Genomic DNA, 22,200 nt, shown 5'->3' with positions numbered 1-22,200 from the left:
CGTCGTCCGGCAGATTATTTTAGAAATTATCTATTATCATTTTTTAGGTATAATTGTTCTCTTGTAGATCATATATGTTGCCACATAGTAGAAAAAGTAGACTACTAATAGCAAACATACGGTAAGGACTGTTTGCTGTATTCCAGATATGATAGAAGCTATCTGCAAAACTCCATTAACGTCATTTATTATGCTGCCTGTCATTACCGGAAATAAAAGCAAATTAACTAAAGTCGCCGGAACAACAGGCACGAAATATAAAAGAAACAACTGCTTTTTCAACAAAGTTTTTTTCTGATGATTTGCGACACCAATATAATCCAGAGTAAGATAATCTTTTCTTTCCTTGTTTGCCCAGCTTAAAATTTGAACTGATAAAAGGGTACAGGCAATGGCAGCAGATACAAATGCAAAATAGAATAACGGCAGGACAGTATAAACAGCCATAGAAGCAGACTGATTACGAACTCCTGTTTTTGAAAGTATCTGCACACTTTTGTTTATGGCTTTTAAGTCCTCAATTTGTGTTAATGACAAAGCAGAAAGTGTCTTTACTACAAATACATTTTGCTGTTTGTACAAAGCCTTACCAACTTTATCGGGAACAATGATTAAAAACCCGTTCCCATTTCCATATGACTCCTGTTGCATAAAATCTTCACTGTATATACCTCCGAAGTGACAAATTGTGTCACCAATCAAAAGCTGTGTGTGTTCTTCGGTATATTTTTCAAAAGGAGCTATATTGGGAACAGTGCAATGTATGATATAAGTATTCCTATCAAGCACGACGCTGGATAATCCCAGCATATCACGCAAATTATTGTAATCACTTATACACATAAAAGTATCTGTTGTTTCGCTCGATATAGAAAAACCAAATTTCCCCTGCACTGCCCTTAATGTTTCTTGATAAAAGGAATTATCTTTATTTGTATATAAGGTATACTCATAACTGCTATCCAAAAGATTATTTTCTTTTAGATAAGATAGATATTTAGAAAAATCTGTATTTTCCTCGTTTGAAAAAAGGGCTATATCAAAAGCAACAGCGTCAACGCGTTTTTCTACCATAGTGGTAAAATAAACTCCCCAGTTAATCGACAATAATGTAACTGTTATTAGAATTGAAGCTCCTATCATCAAAAAAAACATGGAGCGCAGTTTAGTAGTAAACTGCCGATAAACAAACACCCTTATATTTGTATATTTCCACTTGTTATTTTTTAAGCGGGAAGTGAAATGGTTCAGCAAAACAGCAAATAAGCCGTATGTTGCCGTCGAAAGAAGAACAAGAGAAAAAAGCGTTGATCCGTCCGGCATATTCTTAAAAGCAGACATTGTAATAATCGCAATCCCAATTATTCCTAAAAGCAGAGGAATCAGAGTTGCGGACAAGCCATATTTCTTTTCTCTATTATCAGAATTATCATTGTCTAAGTATAACAAATCTCGTACATTGAACTTACGGATACTACGACTTGTGCTAATGGAAACAAAAGAAAAAATAGCTCCCATATATACTAAAGTTAATATAATTGCTTTTGATGAAAATTCAAAGTTAAAATAGTATATTGTCGCATACATTTGACAAATTACAGCTTTTAATATCTGATAAAACAGCGTGCCTATAAAAACCCCGATAATTAAGACAAATACATAGATAAAATAATTTTCAAACATGAACATTTTTGCAATATCATTATTTTCAACACCTAATAGCATATATAAACCAAATTCACGGCTTCTTTTCCTCACCATAAACACGGTAATATGTTTTACCAATGCACTTATCACAAGCACAACAAGAACACTTACGGTAATAAGAATTAGCGGAAGTATTGATTTCTCATTTATGATAGCAGCTATTTCCTCCGAAAATATAATCATATTAAATGATAATAGCAATGCAACCGTAATGACCATAGTGATTATATAAATCATATATTCAACAACCTGTTTTTTTGCATTTTGTAATGATAATTTCTTAGGCATGGTTATTCACCTCCAAATGCAGATATTTCAGAAAGAATTGTCTGATAAAAGTCATTTCTATTGTGCTGCCCCTTATCAATTTCCTTTTTTAGGTTTCCGTCCTTTATGAAAAGGACACGATTTCCAAAACTTGCTGAAAAGGGATCGTGTGTTACCATAAGGATTGTACTTCTATCCTGTTCGTTCAATTCCGCAAGCATACTTAAAAGCTGCTTTGCGGACGCCGAATCTAAAGCTCCTGTCGGTTCATCTGCTAATATCAATTTGGGATTGTTTACAAAAGCCCTTGCACAAGCACACCTTTGTTTTTGCCCTCCCGACACATGGGCGGGTAATTTACCAGCTATATCACTAATGTTCAGCCGTTGCATAAGTCGTTTGACAATTTTTTCTATTTCTTTCCCCGGAATCCCCTTTATTGACAGAGGAAGAGAGATGTTTTCCTCAATAGTCAATGGTTCCAACAAATTAAAATCTTGAAAAATAAAGCCAAGATTTTCACGCCGAAACGCTGCCATTTTAGCGGACGAAATAGTTGTCAAATCCTGTTCACCCAAATATATATGACCGCTACTTACGCTGTCTATTGTTGAAATACAATTTAATAGAGTTGTTTTGCCGGAGCCGGACGCTCCCATAATACTAACAAAATCTCCTGAGTTTACAGAGAAACTTACTCGATCAAGTGCTTTTTTTAGATTGTTTCTTGTTCCGTAATATTTTTCAATTTCCACTACGTTTAAAAGCATTTTAATGTCCTCCTTTAATGAAAAACCAATAAGCAAATTAACATACTGAATGGCTGATGAAGCAGATATATCCAGATTGTTTTGCTTCCTAAAACCGATAAGCAGGGTAATTTACGCTGGGCGTATTTTTGCCATGTATAATGTTTCATGAATATCTGATTAAAATAAAACCCGCATAAATATAAAAATATCCACGGAAAAATAGGAAAGTAGTCACTTGAATGAAACCCCTCATGCGGAAAGCCTAACGGTGTAAGTATTTTTATATTGTATAATAGATTTGGAACTTGAATTTGTAGCAAACCGGTTATTCCAATTTGACCAAATTGTATTTGTTTGCAAAGCAGGAACAGCAAAAAGCAGATTGCCATTCCATAGATAGCAGGGATTTTCTTTAATAGTTTTTCTAAAGGAAGCGTAAGAAGGATTGCACAACCCATAAAATTTAATATTCCAAACCAAATTGTTTGCGCGGGAATGACTACTAATGTAATAATTGAAATCAGCAGCCCCAAAAGATTAAATATGATTCCACGCCGTAAATTCTTTTCTTTTCCCCATACCCATACAAAACCAGAAATAAAAATGAATGTGCAGCATATCGCCTGTTGCCAGATATGGATTGCCGGAAGGCTATACCATGTTGGAGATTTTTCATACACAATATACACATCGTATAAAAAATGAAATATAACCATATTGATAATAGCAACGCCCCTTATCCCGTCAACAAAATAATACCGTATCTTTTCTTCTTGCATACTGTTATCCTCCTATCTAATGCCATAACAGTCCATATTGAGAAGTTCAATTACAACGACTTCCGGGCGATTGTTAAAACGGATGGGAATAATGCTGTTACCTAATCCACGGCTAACAATCATATTTGTACTGACACTTGTATATAGCCCTGCGTCATACTGTGGAAATAGCCCTTGATTGGGTGCGATCAACCCGCCGATAAATGGCAAACGGAATTGACCACCGTGTGCGTGTCCGCTTAAAACCAAATCAATATTGCAATGTACATAGCTTTCAAACAATTCTGGCCGGTGCGACAGCAAAATGGTGTAGCTGCTTTCATCATCAACAAGACTACTCAGCTTTGTTCTGACCATAGCTGGGGCTTCTCTGAATATATCTCCTTTTATGGTAAAATCAGGGTCAGAAAGTCCAATAAGCGTTATTTCTTCTGTGTCGTGTTTTAACTGTACAGCTTCATCTTCAAGCACAATTACGCCAATCGTTTTAAGTTCTATTTTGAGTTCATCATACTGTGACAGGATTGCTTCGTGGTTCCCTGTTACATAATAGACAGGCGCAATCTTAACCGCTTCTTTTGCAAAATCAAGAGCTACTCCAATATCTGTATGCCCTGCGTCCACTAAATCCCCCGTTATTGCAATAATGTCCGGTTTGCTTTCTGATAGCAATTCCAGCAACTTTCTATTGCCTTTCCCAAATTCTGCGTTGTGCAGGTCTGATACTTGTGCTATTCGGAACCCGGAAAATGCGATAGGAATACGGCTACTTGAAATTTTTATGTTACTTACCGTCAACGCTGTATTACCCCAGATCAAATAAACGAGTAGGGCAAAAAATATTGAGCTTATTACGCATAATTTAAGATGTTTTTTCATGTTTTCTCTTTTCCCATCCTCCGTAATTATCTCTGCCGTGCGACGGCTTTTTCTTTTGTCGCTGTCCGACAGATATGACTTTTTTTATTTTATGAATATCATATCAAGGAACGACAAATCCAGCATGAGTAAATCACGCATGTTTTCTGCGTGATTTACTCATGCACTTTTTTACTGTGTTCGATATACTGCTTCTGTACATTGAAAGGAGCGATCAATAATGAGTACACTATTAGAAGTAAAAGACATCACCAAAATCTATCCAAACCAGCCGAAACCAGGACTAGATCATGTTTCTTTTGAAGTAATGCAGGGTGAATTTCTCGGTATTATGGGAGCTTCCGGCTCCGGCAAAACAACGCTTTTGAATGTGCTATCCACTATTGATATTCCTACAAGCGGCAGCATCTGCATGGGAGAGGAAAAAATTCAAGAGCTTAGTCAAACACAGGCAGCCGATTTTCGTAAGAATAATCTCGGCTTTATCTTTCAAGAGTATTTTTTGTTGGACAGTCTGACTGTGCAGGAAAATATTGCAGTTCCCTTGACTTTGCTCCATGAAAGCGCAAAGACGATTGATAAAAAAGTGATGGAGCTTGCGGAGCTGTTTGGAATTGCTTCACAGCTGAAAAAATATCCCAGTGAATTGTCTGGCGGTCAGCGACAGCGTGTAGCGGCGGCTCGTGCTATGGTAAAACGCCCGCCGTTGATTTTTGCAGATGAACCCACCGGGGCATTGGACAGCAGTTCAGCAACGGAACTGCTCTTTGCCCTCTCAGAAGTCAATCAGGCTTTAGGAACAACAATTTTAATGGTAACACATGACCCGTATGCGGCAAGCTATACAGATCGCATTTTGTACTTTAAGGACGGGCATATCATTTCCGAATTGAAACGGTGTAACAGGGAACGCCGTGAATTCTATGAGGAAATCATGCAAGAAGCCGCCAGACAGGACGAAAAGCGTTAAGGGGGGTGACAACATGAAATTATCCGCAATCGCCTTAAAAAATCTGAAACGGAACTTTTCGTTTTATTCCCTGTACCTTTTTTCCGTTTCTTTTGTCTTGATGATTTACTTCTGCTTTACTTCATTTTCCATGAACCAGATAATCATGGAAAAAATATCTTCGGATGGCAGAGTGGAAACCATGTGCCGGACAGTAGCAGTATTCATCATGGCATTTGTCATTTTTTATATGTTCTATTCCAATAGTTTTTTTATGCGGCGGCGTATGAGAGAATTAGGGATTTATTCGCTACTTGGGTATCGAAAATCAACTATATTGAAATTACTGATTTTTGAAAATGTAATGATCTGCTTTGGCGGTATGATGCTTGGGATTCTGACTGGCAGTATTCTCCACAAAATCGTAATCGCCGGGATTGTGACCCTTTTGGGAATATCCGTAGATCAAAGCGCAATCCCTCTAATTTACCCGGCAGCAGTAAAGGCAATCCTTTCCTTTGTAATCGTCGTGCTGATTACACTTACACTTTCTAACGCAAGGCTGCTCCGAAAATCCACCCTGCTTGATTTGGTGCGACTGGAAAAGAAAACGGAAAAACCGATCCATCCCCATGCAATAACAGCGATATTGGGTGTCGGATTTCTCAGCGCAGGGTACGGCCTTGCATTGGACATTATGCGGGGAAAGCAGTCATTGTGGAATACCATTGGATTTTCTCCTATTGCCATGCTGACACTTTTTTGTGTTGTGGCAGGAACGATTCTGTTTATGTACTCATTCCTACCCTATGTCTGTCAGAAAATCCGGAAGAAAAAAAGCAGACTTTACCATGAAAATACCATTATTGTAGTGCCAAAGTTTATGCACCGCATCCGTTCTAATGCGAAATCACTGATTCTGCTGATCCTGCTGACAGCGGGGACGCTGGCGGTCTTTGGCTCGACGGTTCTTTCTATGTGGTATCCATACCAATCTTTCCGGCGCATTATCCCCTCTGCCATTGAATACCGAGTGACAAATGAGCAGGAAAAGGAAATCTCTTTGCAGGCTTTGCAGAAGGCTTGCGACGAACAGGAATACGAAGTTTATGAAACGATTATTTTCAAAGTAAAAGCAACTTCTGATCGTCTGCCGACAGAATACAGTATCAGTGAAGATAAGGGGCGTATTCCCGAATTTGAATGTATCAGCCGGACAGACTATGCCACCCTGCTTTCTCAGCAGGGAAAGAAAACGGATATTCCAGAATTATCAGATACGGATTGCATTTTAATCAAATACTATCCAGACCATGAACATTCTGACATGGGAGCCTCGTATCGTCTGGACTTTGGAACAGGAATAACCGATGTAACAGTAAAACAGACAAGCATTGATAATCCTATTGGCTTTTCAAACAGTGTTGGAACGCTAATTTTGTCGGATAACCTTTATCAAAAAATGCGTGACAGTACCATAGATAGAGTTTCGGTTATCAGTATTAATGGTGAAAAAATGCGCTCTAATGAAACTGCCTACACAGCTTTGAAAGCGTCTATGCCGGACAACATTTATCTGGCAAGCGCATGGCAAAGAGAAAGTACCTTTGTCCGCGATGCAAGTTCCACTTTTTTGCTAATTTGTTTTACTACGATTATTTTCTTAATTGCTACGGGCAGTATTCTTTACTTTCAAAATATTTCGTTCGTAACCTATGACAAACCGGACTATGAAATCATGCTGAAAATGGGATATAGTCACACAATGATTAAAAAATGTGTGCGTCGGCAGATACAGATTTATTACGTTATTCCCTATGTCATAGGATTGCTGCACAGCATTTTTGCGATGATTTGTTATAAGTCTGCACTGATGGACGATCTGCTCGGACGGAACAGCGCCGTTGTTGCACCGATTCTTCTGGCGGTGGCGATCTTCTCCATTATCTATGTTATCTATTACCAGTTAACGAAACGCTCCTGCTATATAATTGCCTTGAAATAATGCGGCGGCTGGCACTTTCATTGGTGTCAGCCGTTGGTTTATTCAAAAATATTTTAGAATAGTAACCTTGAACTCATTGGGAAAGGACAGTACAATATTAGAAAAGGAATGGGGGTGGAAAATACGAAAAGCACATATTTCTCAAGACAGATTATTTGTGTGTTGAATCAATTTGCCGTGATCATTTATCTCGGCTTTATAGCGTACAACGGACATTATATAGAAAGCAATCACCTTGTTCATTTTCTATCTTTGTCGCTCTTGTTTTTTGACGCGGCGTATATCTCATATAAGAATGTAAAATGTAATAAGGTTCTGAACCACTTTTCCTTATTGTTATTGTTGCTGGGCTGGCAATTCTTATTGTACCTGTTTGATTTCCGGCCAATATCCAAAGCGGTTTCCATGCTGTTGTTACCTGTCTGTTTTTATCAGTCAGCATATTTCATACAGACATTTTTATTTCAGAGTTCCGCCTATCGGGGGCAAAAAGCGCTGCTTGCTTTTTTGAAAATTTCCTGCGTAACAGCAATTATTTGCTTCTTCTTTTCAGATAGGGCTTTTTTCACAGCCTACCAACTGCAATTTTTTATCTCGACACTGGCTCTTGCTGTCGTTGGTATCATACAGAGAAAACGAATTGTCTTTGTGCTGAAAAGTCAAAGGAAACGTCTGCTTTTTCCACTGGCTCTTGTAGTAATTCCATTTGTAATATACCTTTTCGTTTTTCACAGGGAAGCGGAATATATGGCAAGCATGGGGAGCTACATCCCCGTTATGCTGGCATTTGTATGTATTCATAGTATCGTGTTCCAATACCATCCACAGCAGGTACAATTTTTAACGCTGTCAGGGGGATATATTGTTGCTCTGGTTTTTGTCGGATTGGTTGGACTTGTTGGAATGGCATATCTTTTTCAAATCCCACTTGTGGCAATTTTGATGAGTGTTTACATAGTGGTTCTGCTGGCACAGGTTTACAATATCCTTTTGTATGTGCGGATTTGCAGACAGCCGACCGACTATAATAACCCCACGGATCGTCAGCACTTTTACGCCTATTCACTGGAACAGATTAAACGGGAAGAAAACTTAAAAAAAGATTTTTCCAACTATTTGCACGATAATATTTTGCAAAACCTGCTTTCCATCAAAAACATGTTATGTAAAGCAGAGCAGCCAGAGATAAGGAGGTTACTTCTCGATACGTTGACAGAATTAAATGCTTCCATCCGTTTTCAAATGCAGACTTATCACCCAAATCTGGTAAAAAGTCTGACCTTAAAGGAGAATATTCAAAATCTGCTTGATTCAATGGAAGAAAACCATTCTGCAAATATTTGTTTGGACTGCGATAAAGATGTATTTCTTGTAGAGCCATATAATGTGCTCATCTATCGAATGATAAAAGAACTGGTAACAAATGCGTTAAAACATTCCTCCGCAACGACAATCGATGTGTTGCTGATGCAGGAGGACGGACGCATTACCCTAAAGGTGACGGATAATGGTATTGGGTTCAAACCGTTCACTTATAAGTCAGGTTCACATCAGGGGCTTGCTTCTATTGGGGAACAGGTCAGTTTATTAGATGGCACTATGAACATCCAACCCGCTACTGGCGGCGGAACGGCAGTTGTCATTTCTATGCCTATGAACGGAGGTGATTCGTATGAAAATTTTGTTGGTCGATGACCATATACTTTTTGCCAAAAGTCTTTCGATTGCCCTGTGTGATAATCCAGAGATTGAGCAATTTTCCAGTACAAAGGATATTCAAGATTTGGAAAAACAAATTGCCACAGAACTACCAGATATTTTACTGATTGACATTAACTTAGGAGGACTGACAGACGAGGACGGTTTAATGCTCACACAACATTTGTTGGAGCGTTTTCCAGATCAAAAAATAGTCATTCTCTCTGGCTATAATCTTCCTGTTTATCGCAAAGAAGCAAAGAGGATCGGTGCAAGAGGGTTTATCAGTAAGGATGTAGAACCAGATGAGTTATTGCACATTTTATTGACCATCAAAGATGGGGCAACACACTTCCCACGGGAAGAAGTATTTATAGAAGAGCTGACAGACGGGGAGAGAAAAGTTCTCGAATTGGTTGCATCAGGAGTCAGGCGCCGCGAAATCGCTGAACAGCTTTTTATTAGTGAACGAACAGTATCAAATCATTTGCAACATATTTTTGAAAAATTGCAAGTTAGCTCTACCGTTGAGATGATAACAAAAGCTATTAAGTTAGGATACATTGCTCAATCGGTAATATGAAATATAAAGTTTAGAACAAGCACATATCGCAATATTCCACAGGCAGAATATGAAATATAGAATGTATGTGGGTGATGCAATATGGCAAAAATCGAAGATTGCCCTGGCTTTGAAACCTTCGGTGCGGATGTAAAAGAAGCACGGAAGGCGAAGAACCTTGCACGAAAAGATTTAGCCGAAAAGGTGAACATTGATACAAGGTATCTTGCCAACATCGAAAACGAGGGCACGATCCCCAGCCTGCCGGTCATCATTCAGCTTGTAAAAATCTGCGGCCTGCCGATGGAGAGATATTTCAATCCAGAGGTCATGCGAGAGGAAAGCGAGCTGCGCCAGCGGGTCGGACAGAAGTTGAAACTCTGCCCGGAACAGTATTTGCCTATCGTGGAAGGCGCCATCGACGGGGCCTTAAAAATTGAAAAGCCGAATGAAGAAACGGAGGGTGTCTGAACATCCTCTGTTTTTCTTATTTTGCGGGCATTTTTGGACTTCTGCAACGCTTTATAAGTAGGGATAAGATACGGTATCACGGCGCCTCTGAATTTCCCGGAGGTAGTCGATTGCCTCATGGTACAGTACCAGTTTGCAGTAAGCATCGAACTGGCACCGCTCGCCATAGTCATTGCGGGGGATCATATCCATCTTTTCACCCCCTTTCCTGGGGGAATGAGGTGGGTTTCTCCCTTTCCGCTAACAAGGCGAACGCAAAGCCGGACTGCTCCGATGGAGGGGCTACGCTTTTTTTAGCTGGTGCAGATCATGGATACTGCGAAAAAGAGAAAAGGACACGGCAAAATAACCTCCAATCGGCTACCGTGTCCCTGCAAGTCGTCATAGGTTTGTGCAAACGCAAAGAAACGGCGGCTCTGAAAATCAAAGCCGCCGTTTCAAATGGGCGTGTCAAATTGTCTGCTCTACGACGGCTTTTTTTCTTTTGCCGTCGTCCGGCAGAGTATTATTCAATATTTAATTCAATGTTTCCAGTGAAATTCTCACATTCAATGCCAATATAATTTCCACCATCAGGAAGTGTAATTGTGTCACTATAAGTTCCGGTTGCTTCAATCAACGTGACTGCTTCATCAGATCCAGAAATCCAAAATACTTTTGCAGTACCTTCCGTAATCTCCAAGGTGCAATCAATGGACAGCTCCTTACCGGCTTCTCTCTTTATGGAAGTTCCTCCGAACAAATACTCTGTACCTGAAAAGTTCGCATAATCAGCCGTATAAGTCCCTGTATAATCATCAATTCCTTTTTCTTTTTCCCCTTGCAGTGACGATTTCCCTGTCAGTTCTATGGAACCCGCAGACTGAACAATGTTATTGTAATGATTGAGAATTTCATCTTTTGAACAGCCAGCAAGCATAAAACTTCCCACAAGGACGAATGTTAATGCTAAAACTATTTTCTTCATAAAATCATCACCAGCCTTTCTTTGGTGCTACCTTTTTGGCCTTTTTCTTTGTTTGGGTTGCTTCTCGCTCTTTCATGCACAAAATCAAGATGGCAGAAATAACGACAGCAAGCACAAGACTGCAAGAACAGGTTCCGATATTCCAGTTGACTGCGGTATCATAGCTGCGGTAGCCTACCATTCCAAGACTTGCGGTAATCGGATAAAGGTTTGCTAATGTCATATTTCCTGCGGCAAACATCCCTCCATATCCATAGACAAAAGCAATGATTACACCGACTAAAAAACTGCCTGCCCTCCGATAAGTAAGAGCAATAATCGGCAGAACCGCAAGATATAAAAAGAAATTAACCGCAGTAATCTGCAAGGCTGCTTTTAAAGCTAAGGAAATCTCAAAGCCGGGAAATCCCACAATCATTTCTGCTATGATTGTAAACAGACCGCATATCAGCCCGAAAATAATAGACAATACGCCGCACACAATCAATTTTCCGGTCAGCAGTTTCTTAAAAGAGATCGGCACAGTCAGAATATTTTTCAATGTGTCATCCGTCTGCTCACGAGAAATCATATATCCAGCAATTAGGCTGATACACATCGGAAAAATCATGGACATATTGTTTTTGATGACCTGTTCTGTAAGATAGGCAAAATCCCAAACGGAACCATCATTCGCCATAGAGGTAAACAAGGTCAGCAGGACGGATAGGAGCATGAGTGCAACGCCCGCCCAAAGGATATGATACCTTTTCAATTTATAAAATTCTGTTTTTACAATGCGAACCATGTTTATTCCCCCCTCTGCTTATATAATCTGTCAATCAGTAAGAACGAAACGAATGCCATGATCCCAAGAATGAATACAACTTGAAATGTTGAGGGAATTAGCCCTGTCATTTGCTCCAAGTCCATTTTTATTCCATGAGCCGCCATATCTCCCGCACTCCAAAATGTAGTCAGTGGCGTGGGCAGAAGCCATAACATAGTTTTAGGCAGTGTGTCAAACAATGCCGTAGCACTCATGTTCAGAACGCTGTAAAAGACACACAGCAAAATGGAAAAAACATAGGTCTTACTGAAAAAGACAACAAGGGCAATCAACGGGAGTGTTCCTGCCGTAATGAAGATCCCCGTTTCAACCGCTAAAAACAATTTATAGCCTATTCCATAAACTTCCAATGTTCCAAATCCGCAAAGAATTGTTGCAATGGTAGAAGCCACACAAAAAACAATTCCAAAGAGAAACAGGACAATAATTTTTGCAAGCACCATTTGCGTGCTGGTTACGGGAATTGTACTCAGATTTTTGAATGTATCGTTGTCGCGTTCCATAAAAAACAGAATAGCGGCAATCACTCCGATAATGCAGGGCAGTAAAAACTGGATACCATATCCCAACACCATGTTAAATAGTCCATCGAAAGCATCTGCCCGATCCGTATATCGCTCCATCATAGAGGGCGTTGTCATCAGATAAGTCAGCGGGATTGGAAACAGGAACGCAGCCAGGATAATCAGCGGAATAAATTTCTTCCGTTTCAATTTCAAAAATTCGCATTTGATTAGTTTAAGCAATTCCTTCGCCCCCTGTCACACGCTTGAAGTAATCTTCAAGACTTTCTTCACAGGTATGTGCTTCTGATACCTCCAATCCGTTTTCTACAAAAGCAGTTACAATTTTCCCCACAGGCAACTCCATATTGTGTAGACGCAGATTGTGGTCGTCTTGTATGGAAAAATGGGTTTCGTGGAAATTGCGTTCCAAAATTCTTGCCGCCTGTGCAGTATCAGAGAGCGTAAACCGGATATGTTTACTGCTTTTTTGCTCCAGCTCAGCAAGGCTTTCTTCTTCCAGCAATGCACCGTGGTCAATAATTCCAATATCGTCAGCCAGCAAGGAAATCTCCGAAAGAATGTGACTGGAAATCAAAATGGTTTTTCCTCTTGCGTCGCAAAGCTCACGGATAAAGGATCGTACTTCTGCAATACCGATGGGATCGAGACCGTTGATCGGCTCATCCAAAATCAAAAGCTCCGGATCGTGCATGACTGCAAGGGCAATCGCCAACCGCTGCTTCATGCCAAGAGAGTATTGCGAAAACAGCTTCTTATCCTTGTAAGGTAGCCCGACCAAATCCAGAGCATCTTTGATGGCATGATTGTTTGGTACTCCACGCAGGGTAGCAAAGATACGCAGGTTCTCCGTACCGGTCAGATTGGGATAAAAACCAGGTGACTCAATCAAACTGCCAATGCGGGGCAGCAACTTCTTTTCATTTCCTTGCAAAGACTTTCCCCAGATTTTGACCTCACCGGAAGTAGGCTTCGTTAAACCCAACAGCATTTTCATAGTTGTGGTTTTTCCGGCTCCGTTTCTACCTAACAGACCATAAATTCTCCCACGCTTGACATGGATATTTAAATCAGCCACGCTCTTTTGTGAGCCGTATTGCTTTGTCAGATTTTTTGTTTCAATAATATAATTTGAATCCATCTTCAAAACCTCCTGTTCTGTAAGGTATTCTATCATGCCAACCTTGCATGAACCTTGCCGCAACCTTGCATTAACCTTGCAATTTGAAATTCGGCTAAAATGACAAGAGTTCCCGCCGTAAGGACGGGAACCCCCTTAAATCTCCAAAGGAAAACGCAACACAAATTCAGTTCCTTTTCCCGGCAAACTTTCAACTGTTATACTCCCACTCATCTTTTCTACAAGCTGATGGACAATAGAAAGACCAAGTCCGCTGCCTTTTTCAGCGCGTCCTTTATCACACTTATAAAGCCGTTCAAATATGTGTTTCAAATCTTCTTTCTCAATTCCCACTCCATTATCCGCCAGCAACAGCTCCATGCTGTTTTCCTTCTTCGATAGGGAAATTTTAATTTTGTCCGCATGGCTATGAGCGATTACATTTTGAATAAGGTTATTGATGATCCTCATATAGCTATCCATATCCAATCTTACCCGGACAGGCTGTTCAGGAATATCAATGTCATAATCAACCTGTTTATCCTCAAAAATCGGTATCCAGTCGATCAGAATATTTCTTGTCAGCTCTGCGACCTCAACGCTCTGGATCTCCAAAGCAAACTCGTTGGAATTTAACTTGAACCAGTCAAAGAGTACATCAATGTATTCTTTCAGATCATGGGCTTTCCGACGGGCGGTTTCAATATAATCATCCCGGTCTTTTCCTGTGACCAGTCCTTTGTGTGTAGCGTCAAGATACCCAAGCAGAGTAGTAAGGGGCGTTCGCACGTCATGGGAAAGGCTCGTCATAAGCTGGCGGTTGGTTTCTTCTGTCTGCCGTACAGTTGAAAGTCTGCTTTCATAGGCCACAACGATCTCATTGATTTCATAGGCAAGAGGTGCTGTCAGTTCATTTGTTGCAGATAGAATACGCCGGTTGCCATTTCCGTTTTTCACATCAACCAGCACATCGGTCATTTCTGCTATTTGTTTTTTTACACGCCGAACGAGAACGATAGAAGTCAATACAGCCACAACAGCAATCACAATGGACAAGAATACGATAATTTCCATGCTGACTACACCTCCTTATTAAACCGGTAGCCAATCCCTTTGACCGTTTGTATATACTTTGGGCTTGAAGGATTGACTTCTAATTTTTTACGAAGCCGACTGATAATCGCCATAATGTTACTGTCATCATAGAAATATTCTTCGCCCCATACTTCCTCATAAATCTGCTGTTTGGTCAAAATTTTCCCTTGATGTTTTGCACAGTACAGGAGCAAATCAAATTCCTTTGGGGGCAGTTCAAAAGTGCCGTTTGATGTAGTAACAGAACGATTTTCAAGGTCAATCTGCAATCCGTCAAAATTTAGCTTTTGTATGGCTCCAGCTTGCTGATTAAAGCGAGTGTAGCGGCGAATAAGAGACGCAATACGGGCAATCAGTTCATCCATATCAAACGGTTTTGTAAGATAATCGTCCGCCCCGGCTCGTAAGCCCCGTACTTTAGAAATGCTGTCATTTTTAGATGTGAACATCAAAATCGGCAGACTGTTCTCTTTGCGGATTTCTTCCAGCGTTTCAAAGCCATCCATACCAGGCATCATCACATCCAGCACCACAAGCTGATACTCCTGCTCTCTTAATTTTTGTAAGCCCTCTTTTCCGGTATTACAAAAATCAGCTTCTATGTTTTCTGCTTGTACGCTACGTTTAATCAAAGCGCACAGTTCTCTGTCATCATCTATAATCAGGATTTTATTCATGGTGCAACCCCTTCCCTTGTTTTGTCCTTCCCTTGTTTTGTCCTTCCGTCAATCGGCTTTTCTGCGTTCTTTGGGATCAGCCAAACACCAGCCATCTTTACAGCGCCGGGGATACGCCCAGCAGCGCAATAGTAATTTACTCTACGAGGTGTCACGCCCCATTTTTCGGCGGCCTCTTTTAGTGTCATATAATCCATTATGCACCTCCACAGAGTACATTATAGTTCTTTGTCTCGAACAATACAATTTTATCACCAATCGCAGCTTTATATAATCGGCATAATCGTACAGCTTGTCAAGCATAATAAGGTCATTCCATCATATAAACCGGAACGATACAATATTATTGAGGTGAACGATTATGCCGATTGATGATTTAACTGCTTTAGGGTAAAAAATGCGGGAAGCCCGAAAGAATAAAGAACTGACACAACAGGAACTTTCTGATCTGAGCCATGTTTCTGTAAAGCAAATCGCCAATATCGAGAAAGGGAAAATGAATCCTTCCTATTTGATTTTGAGAGCATTGGCAAAGATCCTGCACATCTCTTTAGATACACTTATAAATCCAGATGTTTCTCTGGAGGATGATGGTGTCAATCAGATGAAAATGCTTTATTCCAGCTGTCCGCCAGAAATGCGTAACACCCTGCTGCATCACACCCAGGAAACGGTGAAAGAACTGACAGAGTTGTCCGAGAAATTTGAAACGAATTGAGCCAGTGAGAGAACTCCCGTATGTTCTGTACCCGGTGGAATGGCTTGGAAAAAGGCTCTATCTTTGATGAGGCACTGGACGATAAAGAATACGAAGGGAATCTGATTTATCTACTGAAAAGCGGCAGTGAATTTATTCGCAATAATTCCAAAATCCGTTTTTTCAAAGAGGCACAGTATCGTGTAGACAAGCCGGATTATGCGGAACGAGCTGTGACAGAGGCTCTTGTTAATGCGCTTATCCATCGTGATTATATTGTACTTGGCAGCGAAATCCATATTGATATGTTTGATGATCGGGTGGAAATCACATCTCCGGGCGGTATGTTTGGCGGCGGCTCAATTCAGGAATACGATATTTACAGTATCCGTTCCATGCGACGAAACCCTGTGATTGCTGACCTGTTCCACCGCATGAAGTACATGGAACGCCGTGGAAGTGGTCTACGCAAAATCGTCAGTGAAACCGAAAAGCTGCCTGGATACACAGAGGCATATAAGCCCGAATTTTCCTCAACAGCAACAGATTTCAGGGTCATCTTGAAAAATGTAAACTACAACTTAGAGGGTGACGCCCACCAAGTTATCCACCAAGTTATTGAACTATCAACGGTGTCCAAACAGATTTTGGCTTTTTGCACAACACCAAAATCCAAGAAAGAGCTTGCAGTATTTTGCGGCTTCAAAGATTTAAGAAACTTCACTTTGAAGTATATCAATCCGCTTTTAGAATCCGGGCAATTAGAAATGACTATTCCCGATAAACCTAAAAGTCGCAATCAAAAATATATTACAGTTCGTTCCGAATAAACAGAGAAGCAGGGCATTGGGTCTCATCTCCCATTGTCCTGCTTCTTTTTCATTCCAAATTATATTCACATCATTTACCCATACACCCAATCCTGTATCGCAAATTTCAAACTCTGCACCTTTCCCAGCAACCAGCGGCAGCCCCATCGGGCTAATCAAAAATGCCATAACCAGCAAAATCACACCTTTCTGCGGGGAATAGGTAATAATCACAGCCACGCCAAGCAGAGCAATTACCGTGCTTAGTAGACCAATCACCAGACTGGATATGTAGATCAGCCCCGTGCAGAGCCAGACAAAAAGCGTCAACACCAAAACGACCGGTGCAGTTACGATCATCAGCAGACATTTCAAAATCTTCATTCCTGTTCCTCCTTCCAACGCTCCAGATGCCGTTTGCACAGGGCATCCGCTTCTCTCTCATCATCTTCCGTCACTTCCCGTTTTCCTTTGGTCAGTTCAATCTCCAGCACCTTTTCAAAGGTCAGCATCTGTTTTCACTCCTTTGCTACGCTTCTTATTCTACTCATATTATCCGGTGCGGACAGACAAAAGACAAGAATACAGACAAAAAAGAAAAAGCGGAGGAAGGTGCGGCGAAGAAACGCCGTTCCTCCCTCCGCAAATGGAGTATCTATCCCTGTTATGAAAGTTTGGAGAGTTGGGTAAGGATTTCCTTTACACCCTCATTCGTATTCTCAAAAAGTCAAAGAAAATGGGAACGCCTATCAGCCAGCGGAAAAAACGATAAGAAAGAAAGCTGAATTCTTGACTGAATTACCTACTTTCTTGAAAAAGTTCTATACTATATTTGGTAGGATTGTTTTGCTCGATAAAAACATTCGCATATAAATCCTCCTTTCGGTGAAATGGTGTCAAAACATAGTAATTACTTACTGCTTTGTATTCCTTACCCTCGTAAATAAATCCACATACAATTCTGCAACAGATGTAATTTCCAACCGTAATCCATGATGCTGGAATTATATCCTTGATTTCAGAGTCTATGCAAGTACCTGAATGCTTCAGATTTTTCAATTTTTTCTTATCGTATGTCAGCTTACCCACTGAAATCAGAAACAACATTATCCACACAGAGGCATTGAGCAACATGACCTTCAATATAGTTGGATTAAAAAAATTCCCAATAAAACCAACAGCTAATTCAATCACTGCTACAAGCAATGTTACATTAGAACATGTAGAGAATAAGTATTTTATTGGTTTAAGATTGGCAATTTGCTTTTCTTTGTAAAGTTTGGAAATATTTTCTTCCGCCTTTCCTTTATATTCCTCTGCCGATATATGTTCTCCAGAAAAAAGCTCGTTCAAACTAATGCCCAAAGCATCACATAAAGGTTGTAAAAGTGACACATCGGGCATTCCTCTACCTCTCTCCCGTTTTGAAATTGTCTTATCACTGATTTCTAATTTTTCTGAAAGCTGTTTTTGTGTATATCCTTTTCGTTTTCTCTCATCAATGCATAAATTTCCCAATTTTAGTTTGATCCATCTGTTTTCCTCCTCTCTGATTTGATTATCCCATGATTTGATTTCCAATCACACTCACGCAGCGTAGAATATGATGAACTTTGCGGTTTCTACGCTACGTAAAGCGAAATTTGAAGTTATTCATTTAATTCAGCCTCAATCTCTTCAATGGTAGGCATACTACCTCTGAACTCTTCTGGTATAAGTTTTGATAATTCATAACTGGAAATACCAAGTGGCTGGCATGTAGATTCTAATGCATACTGGGCTTCTACTTTATCCATATCTTTACAAATCAGAAGTCCCAAAGTAGGATTATCAGCTTCTGTTTTCATCTGATGATTAACAGCCACAACATAAGTTCCCAATTGACCTGCGTAAGAAGAATCAAATTTTCCTGTCTTTATTTCTACAACAACATAGCAATGCCTTTGAGTATTGTAAAATAACATGTCTATAAATTTTTCAGTATCTCCTACCTCAATTCTCACTTCCCTACCCATATAAGCAAAGCCAGTACCTAACTCCATAAGGAAATTATTAACTTTCTCTATAAGCGCATCCTTTAGTTCCTTTTCATCATACCTTTCACGCAAGGTCAAAAAATCAAAATTATATGGATCCTTCGTAATTGCTTGTGCTAAATCGCTCTGTTCTATCGGAAGTGTATTAGAAAAGTTAGTTATTGCTTTGCCCTGGTGTTCATACAAATTCGTTCCTAAGAAGTTTAGTAAAACATCTCTTGACCAATTGTTTTCAATAGTTTTTCTGATATAAAACAATGCCTTTGCAGAATTTCCTTTGCATTTATCAAGTATTATTTTGTTATGTCCCCATGGAATTCTAAAAATGATTTGTAAATCATCCCCAACTTGGGGACGATTTGCATCTGTGATCAATTCGTCCTCAACCTGAGGACAAATCACTGCGTCAGGATACATCTCATAAAAGTATCTCATATATTTCAAATTAGTTGGAGAAAATGATTTCACATCTGGCAAAATGGATTTCAAATCGTCACTCACGGTTTTATAGAAGCCCATTCCATATCCGAATTGTTCACTCATAGATGAAATGCCCTTACCAAGTTTCCAATAAAATCTTAGCATCTCATCATTTATCTTCATAGAAGCCCTGATTTGGCTTTTTCTAAAATCAGTGGATATTCCGGCAATCCACTCCTTATATTCATTATCAGCCTTAATCAACTCACTCATATATAATCCTTTCTAATGTGTCAGTTCCACCACTTCCGATTTGTTAATTTGTTTTATTATAGCACATGCAAACCCCTTCACAATAAAAAAGAGCAACCAAATTTTCTCGATTACTCTTTTTTCATTACTTCCATAATAATATCATAACTTCCTTTTCAAAAAAGTCTCCATACCGTAGCCATTCCGTATATATTTGTAACTTTTATAAGTCATTTTTCTTGCCACAATAATAATACCATCTCTTATTTGAAAAAGAAAGATACGCACTCTTTACATTTCAGGTGCTTAATACTCAGACTTCTTACTACTTTGAATCACGGTTTTGTGATATTTTGTGATACTTTACGAGGTTTTCTTGGTAAACGTCAAATACCTTCCACCCCTTATAAATCAAGCATTTCTGCCACTTTCAACCATCTACTTCTCGTCAACCACTTGAAAAATGTAGAACTTTAAATAATAAGATTCATCTGCCGCCCAGAGAATCGGATGATCCGGTGCCTGGGTACGGAATTCCACCTGGCGCAGGCGCTTGTGTACATTGCGGGCTTCCTGTCCGATTGTCTCTGTGAAAAGCTCATACGTCATGAAATGAGAGCAGGAACAGGTTGCCAGAAAACCTCCATCCATCAGCAGCTCAGGATACGGATATGGGTTTCCATATTAAAATCTTTCGTCTCGCCATCATCCAGATAGTACTCGTAGGGTTTTATCTCTTTTCCAAAAGAATACAGCGTCAGATCTTCAAAATCAACATCTTCAACACATTTTCCGCCTTTTGCCACCGGAAACAGATATCCTTCCCTTAAGAAAATATGCACGGTTCCCATTTGCATTTCTACATAAGAAAAGCCTTTCTCGTATACCTTTCCTTCTTCTATGATACCATTCTTAAAAATCAGTTCTTTCATATGCTCCGGGAAATAAACCACTCTTCCGGATACATTCTGCTCGCAGACCGGTGCCACCATGATATTTTCTCCAATGAAAAGCTGATCCTCCACCTGCCCTGCCAGTGTATCCTCACCATAAAGGAACGCTAACGGATTGAACATCATCGTATTTTGCAGCGCCGCTTTCATATATTCGCTGTAAATATATGGAAGAATCTGATAACGCACACCAATCACATCTGCAAATTTCTCCACATGGGAGAAACGATACACCTCCTGTCTTCTGGTTCCTCTTGCCGAATGATTCCGTAAAAGTGGTGTAAACACCGCAAATTCCAGCCAACGTAACACCAGATCTTCGGTTGCATCTGCACCAAATCCACCGACATCCGCTCCGGTATATAAAAAGCCGCACATATTCAAAGAGGGCATCATCTTCACATTCATTTTCAGATGGGACCACCACGAAGCATTGTCTCCCTGCCAGATTCCTCCGAACCGGTGCATGCCGATATAGGATGCTCTGGAAAACAACAGAATTCTCTTTTCCGGCACGTAACGTTCAAACGCCTCCGAGGCAGATCTCGTCATATAATAGCCAAACAGGTTATGTACCTGATCGTGACGGTAACGCCTGCCTTTATAATTATGATAAAACGATGCATAGTCCTCCGGATTATTGCAGATGCCTCCAATCATTCCGGTCATTTCGAAAAAGGTATTCACGTCAAGGTTCATCTTCTTATAGTCTTCCATTTTCTCAAAGACCTCTTTCAGATGCTTTTCGGAATAAAAAATCGCCGGTTCATTCATATCGTTCCAAAAGCCGTCAATTCCCTTGTCGATCAGAATCCGGTACTTATCACCAAACCACTGTCTTGCCTTGTCATCAAGCATATCCGGAAAGCAGCATTTCCCGGGCCATACCCCGATAATGAAATCTTCTCCGTTTTCATCCTTGCAGAAGTATCCGTTCGCTTTGCCTTCTTCATAGACATCATAGCCATCTTCCTTTTTTACACCACCATCAATAATGGGAACGAGATGAATGTTCTCCTTCCTCATTTCTTCGACAAGCTCTTCAAAATCAGCGAAGCTGTCCCGGTTAATCGTGAAGTCCTTATACCGTTCCATATAATCAATATCGAGATAGATACTGTCAATGGGAATGTTATGCTTTTTATATTCCGCTGCCACCTCACGCACTTCATCCGCTGTATCATAACTCCACCGGCTCTGTCCATAGCCAAATGCCCATCTGGGTGCAATATAGCTTCTTCCGATCAGTTCACGGAATTCCTTCACTACATCCCTGTAGGAAGCTGCCTCAATCAGATAAATTTTATAGTTCTCCTCTTCCATGGAAATGCAAAGATCATCAATATCGGTATAACCAATATCGAAGGTCACCCTGCCCGGCGTATCCACAAACAAGCCATAGGTTTCATGCACTCCGTCACCCACCATAATGAAGTTGTGTGCTCCATACAGGGAATTGGTATTCTCACAGTAATTCGGATTATCGCTGCAATTGCTGATGTAACGCCATCCTCTCTTGTTGATGCCACGCACATTTTCTCCAAGCCCATACACGATTTCATCCTCTTTCAAAGAATAATGAAAACCGTCTTCTTTTTTCTGAAAAACACCATCGCTCCATGCAGAGGATGCGAGCTCCTTTACCACAGCATCTGTTTCAATCGGTTCTCCAAAGATATATTTCCTTACCATCGTTCCTGTCCCTGACTAGCCTTTCACTCCGCCAGCCATCAATCCTTCCTTAAAGTATTT

The 22,200-nt window shown here is 40.2% G+C and carries 22 protein-coding genes and 3 pseudogenes; 7 read left to right on the top strand and 18 right to left on the bottom strand.

Annotated elements, in window-relative coordinates; all coding sequences use genetic code 11:
* Window positions 1-36: 36 nt before the first annotated feature.
* Genes DW835_RS09660 through DW835_RS09645 form a run of 4 tightly spaced genes read right to left on the bottom strand, consistent with a single transcriptional unit; the run spans window position 37 to window position 4,384 of the window.
* Window positions 37-1,995 (bottom strand): ABC transporter permease, encoded by a 1,959-nt coding sequence (locus DW835_RS09660; RefSeq protein ID WP_118504815.1) that lies wholly within the window; start codon window positions 1,993-1,995, stop codon window positions 37-39.
* Window positions 1,996-1,997: 2 nt separating this feature from the next.
* Entirely contained in the window at window positions 1,998-2,750 is a 753-nt protein-coding gene (locus tag DW835_RS09655; RefSeq protein WP_118125321.1) for an ABC transporter ATP-binding protein, read from the bottom strand.
* Window positions 2,751-2,758: 8 nt separating this feature from the next.
* Window positions 2,759-3,505 (bottom strand): heparan-alpha-glucosaminide N-acetyltransferase domain-containing protein, encoded by a 747-nt coding sequence (locus DW835_RS09650; protein WP_118504814.1) that lies wholly within the window; start codon window positions 3,503-3,505, stop codon window positions 2,759-2,761.
* Window positions 3,506-3,517: 12 nt separating this feature from the next.
* Window positions 3,518-4,384: a metallophosphoesterase gene (locus tag DW835_RS09645; protein WP_118731047.1), complete on the bottom strand. Its 867-nt coding sequence runs from the start codon at window positions 4,382-4,384 to the stop codon at window positions 3,518-3,520.
* A gap of 220 nt (window positions 4,385-4,604) precedes the next feature.
* Here DW835_RS09645 and DW835_RS09640 point away from each other — a divergent pair, with 220 nt between their 5' ends.
* The 5 genes from DW835_RS09640 (at window position 4,605) to DW835_RS09620 (ending at window position 10,069) form a co-directional block, all read left to right on the top strand.
* Window positions 4,605-5,354 (top strand): ABC transporter ATP-binding protein, encoded by a 750-nt coding sequence (locus tag DW835_RS09640; RefSeq protein WP_118731046.1) that lies wholly within the window; start codon window positions 4,605-4,607, stop codon window positions 5,352-5,354.
* Window positions 5,355-5,367: 13 nt separating this feature from the next.
* The gene (locus DW835_RS09635) at window positions 5,368-7,338 is read left to right on the top strand and encodes an ABC transporter permease (RefSeq protein ID WP_118731045.1); all 1,971 of its coding nucleotides are present in this window, start codon (window positions 5,368-5,370) and stop codon (window positions 7,336-7,338) included.
* A gap of 114 nt (window positions 7,339-7,452) precedes the next feature.
* Window positions 7,453-9,033 carry an ATP-binding protein gene (locus DW835_RS09630; protein ID WP_182430289.1) on the top strand — a complete coding sequence of 527 codons (1,581 nt, stop codon included), beginning with the start codon at window positions 7,453-7,455 and terminating at the stop codon, window positions 9,031-9,033.
* Window positions 9,011-9,619, top strand: coding sequence for a response regulator transcription factor (locus tag DW835_RS09625; RefSeq protein WP_165858278.1), 609 nt, complete (start codon window positions 9,011-9,013; stop codon window positions 9,617-9,619). Before DW835_RS09630 ends, DW835_RS09625 begins: the two co-directional genes overlap by 23 nt.
* 81 nt (window positions 9,620-9,700) lie before the next feature.
* On the top strand, window positions 9,701-10,069 hold the full coding sequence (locus DW835_RS09620; protein WP_118731043.1) for a helix-turn-helix transcriptional regulator: 369 nt from the start codon (window positions 9,701-9,703) through the stop codon (window positions 10,067-10,069).
* A gap of 51 nt (window positions 10,070-10,120) precedes the next feature.
* Here the strand turns inward: DW835_RS09620 and DW835_RS09615 are convergent, their stop codons facing one another.
* The 8 genes from DW835_RS09615 to DW835_RS09575 form a co-directional block, all read right to left on the bottom strand.
* Entirely contained in the window at window positions 10,121-10,261 is a 141-nt protein-coding gene (locus DW835_RS09615; RefSeq protein ID WP_243037118.1) for a hypothetical protein, read from the bottom strand.
* Between the two features lie 313 nt (window positions 10,262-10,574).
* A complete protein-coding gene (locus DW835_RS09605; RefSeq protein ID WP_029732360.1) occupies window positions 10,575-11,036 on the bottom strand; it encodes a hypothetical protein in 462 nt (153 codons plus the stop codon).
* 7 nt (window positions 11,037-11,043) lie between these two features.
* Window positions 11,044-11,823 carry an ABC transporter permease gene (locus tag DW835_RS09600; RefSeq protein WP_118731042.1) on the bottom strand — a complete coding sequence of 260 codons (780 nt, stop codon included), beginning with the start codon at window positions 11,821-11,823 and terminating at the stop codon, window positions 11,044-11,046.
* A gap of 2 nt (window positions 11,824-11,825) precedes the next feature.
* Complete coding sequence (locus tag DW835_RS09595) at window positions 11,826-12,611, bottom strand: ABC transporter permease (protein ID WP_118731041.1); 786 nt, start codon at window positions 12,609-12,611, stop codon at window positions 11,826-11,828.
* Window positions 12,604-13,530: an ABC transporter ATP-binding protein gene (locus DW835_RS09590; RefSeq protein ID WP_117506375.1), complete on the bottom strand. Its 927-nt coding sequence runs from the start codon at window positions 13,528-13,530 to the stop codon at window positions 12,604-12,606. The genes DW835_RS09595 and DW835_RS09590 overlap by 8 nt, the downstream gene beginning before the upstream one ends.
* Before the next feature lie 135 nt (window positions 13,531-13,665).
* Window positions 13,666-14,583 (bottom strand): HAMP domain-containing sensor histidine kinase, encoded by a 918-nt coding sequence (locus DW835_RS09585; protein ID WP_118731040.1) that lies wholly within the window; start codon window positions 14,581-14,583, stop codon window positions 13,666-13,668.
* A gap of 5 nt (window positions 14,584-14,588) precedes the next feature.
* A complete protein-coding gene (locus DW835_RS09580) occupies window positions 14,589-15,281 on the bottom strand; it encodes a response regulator transcription factor (protein ID WP_008705950.1) in 693 nt (230 codons plus the stop codon).
* Entirely contained in the window at window positions 15,278-15,478 is a 201-nt protein-coding gene (locus DW835_RS09575; protein ID WP_118731039.1) for a helix-turn-helix domain-containing protein, read from the bottom strand. The genes DW835_RS09580 and DW835_RS09575 overlap by 4 nt, the downstream gene beginning before the upstream one ends.
* A 200-nt stretch (window positions 15,479-15,678) precedes the next feature.
* Here DW835_RS09575 and DW835_RS09570 point away from each other — a divergent pair, with 200 nt between their 5' ends.
* On the top strand, window positions 15,679-15,999 hold the full coding sequence (locus DW835_RS09570; RefSeq protein ID WP_243037116.1) for a helix-turn-helix transcriptional regulator: 321 nt from the start codon (window positions 15,679-15,681) through the stop codon (window positions 15,997-15,999).
* A gap of 11 nt (window positions 16,000-16,010) precedes the next feature.
* Window positions 16,011-16,808: pseudogene (locus tag DW835_RS09565) on the top strand (ATP-binding protein); the annotation flags it as partial.
* 74 nt (window positions 16,809-16,882) lie between these two features.
* Here DW835_RS09565 and DW835_RS09560 read toward each other — a convergent pair.
* From DW835_RS09560 to DW835_RS09535, 6 genes and pseudogenes are all read right to left on the bottom strand, one after another.
* Window positions 16,883-17,171 (bottom strand): annotated as a pseudogene (locus tag DW835_RS09560) (CD1845 family protein).
* Entirely contained in the window at window positions 17,168-17,299 is a 132-nt protein-coding gene (locus tag DW835_RS18625; RefSeq protein ID WP_279221283.1) for a hypothetical protein, read from the bottom strand. The pseudogene DW835_RS09560 and the gene DW835_RS18625 overlap by 4 nt, the downstream one beginning before the upstream one ends.
* A 286-nt stretch (window positions 17,300-17,585) precedes the next feature.
* On the bottom strand, window positions 17,586-18,368 hold the full coding sequence (locus tag DW835_RS09555) for a helix-turn-helix transcriptional regulator (RefSeq protein ID WP_243037115.1): 783 nt from the start codon (window positions 18,366-18,368) through the stop codon (window positions 17,586-17,588).
* Window positions 18,369-18,436: 68 nt separating this feature from the next.
* Window positions 18,437-19,516, bottom strand: a complete 1,080-nt coding sequence (locus DW835_RS09550) for a PDDEXK nuclease domain-containing protein (RefSeq protein WP_118731037.1) — start codon at window positions 19,514-19,516, stop codon at window positions 18,437-18,439.
* 417 nt (window positions 19,517-19,933) lie between these two features.
* A pseudogene (locus DW835_RS09540) lies at window positions 19,934-20,155 on the bottom strand (rRNA large subunit methyltransferase I); the annotation flags it as partial.
* Window positions 20,146-22,140: a TIM-barrel domain-containing protein gene (locus tag DW835_RS09535; RefSeq protein ID WP_118731036.1), complete on the bottom strand. Its 1,995-nt coding sequence runs from the start codon at window positions 22,138-22,140 to the stop codon at window positions 20,146-20,148. The gene DW835_RS09535 and the pseudogene DW835_RS09540, both read right to left, overlap by 10 nt.
* Window positions 22,141-22,200: the final 60 nt, after the last annotated feature.

The sequence above is a fragment of the Clostridium sp. AM34-9AC genome, assembly GCF_003480225.1.
Taxonomy (GTDB): domain Bacteria; phylum Bacillota; class Clostridia; order Lachnospirales; family Lachnospiraceae; genus Acetatifactor; species Acetatifactor acetigignens.
This window is presented reverse-complemented; position numbering and strand designations above follow the sequence as displayed.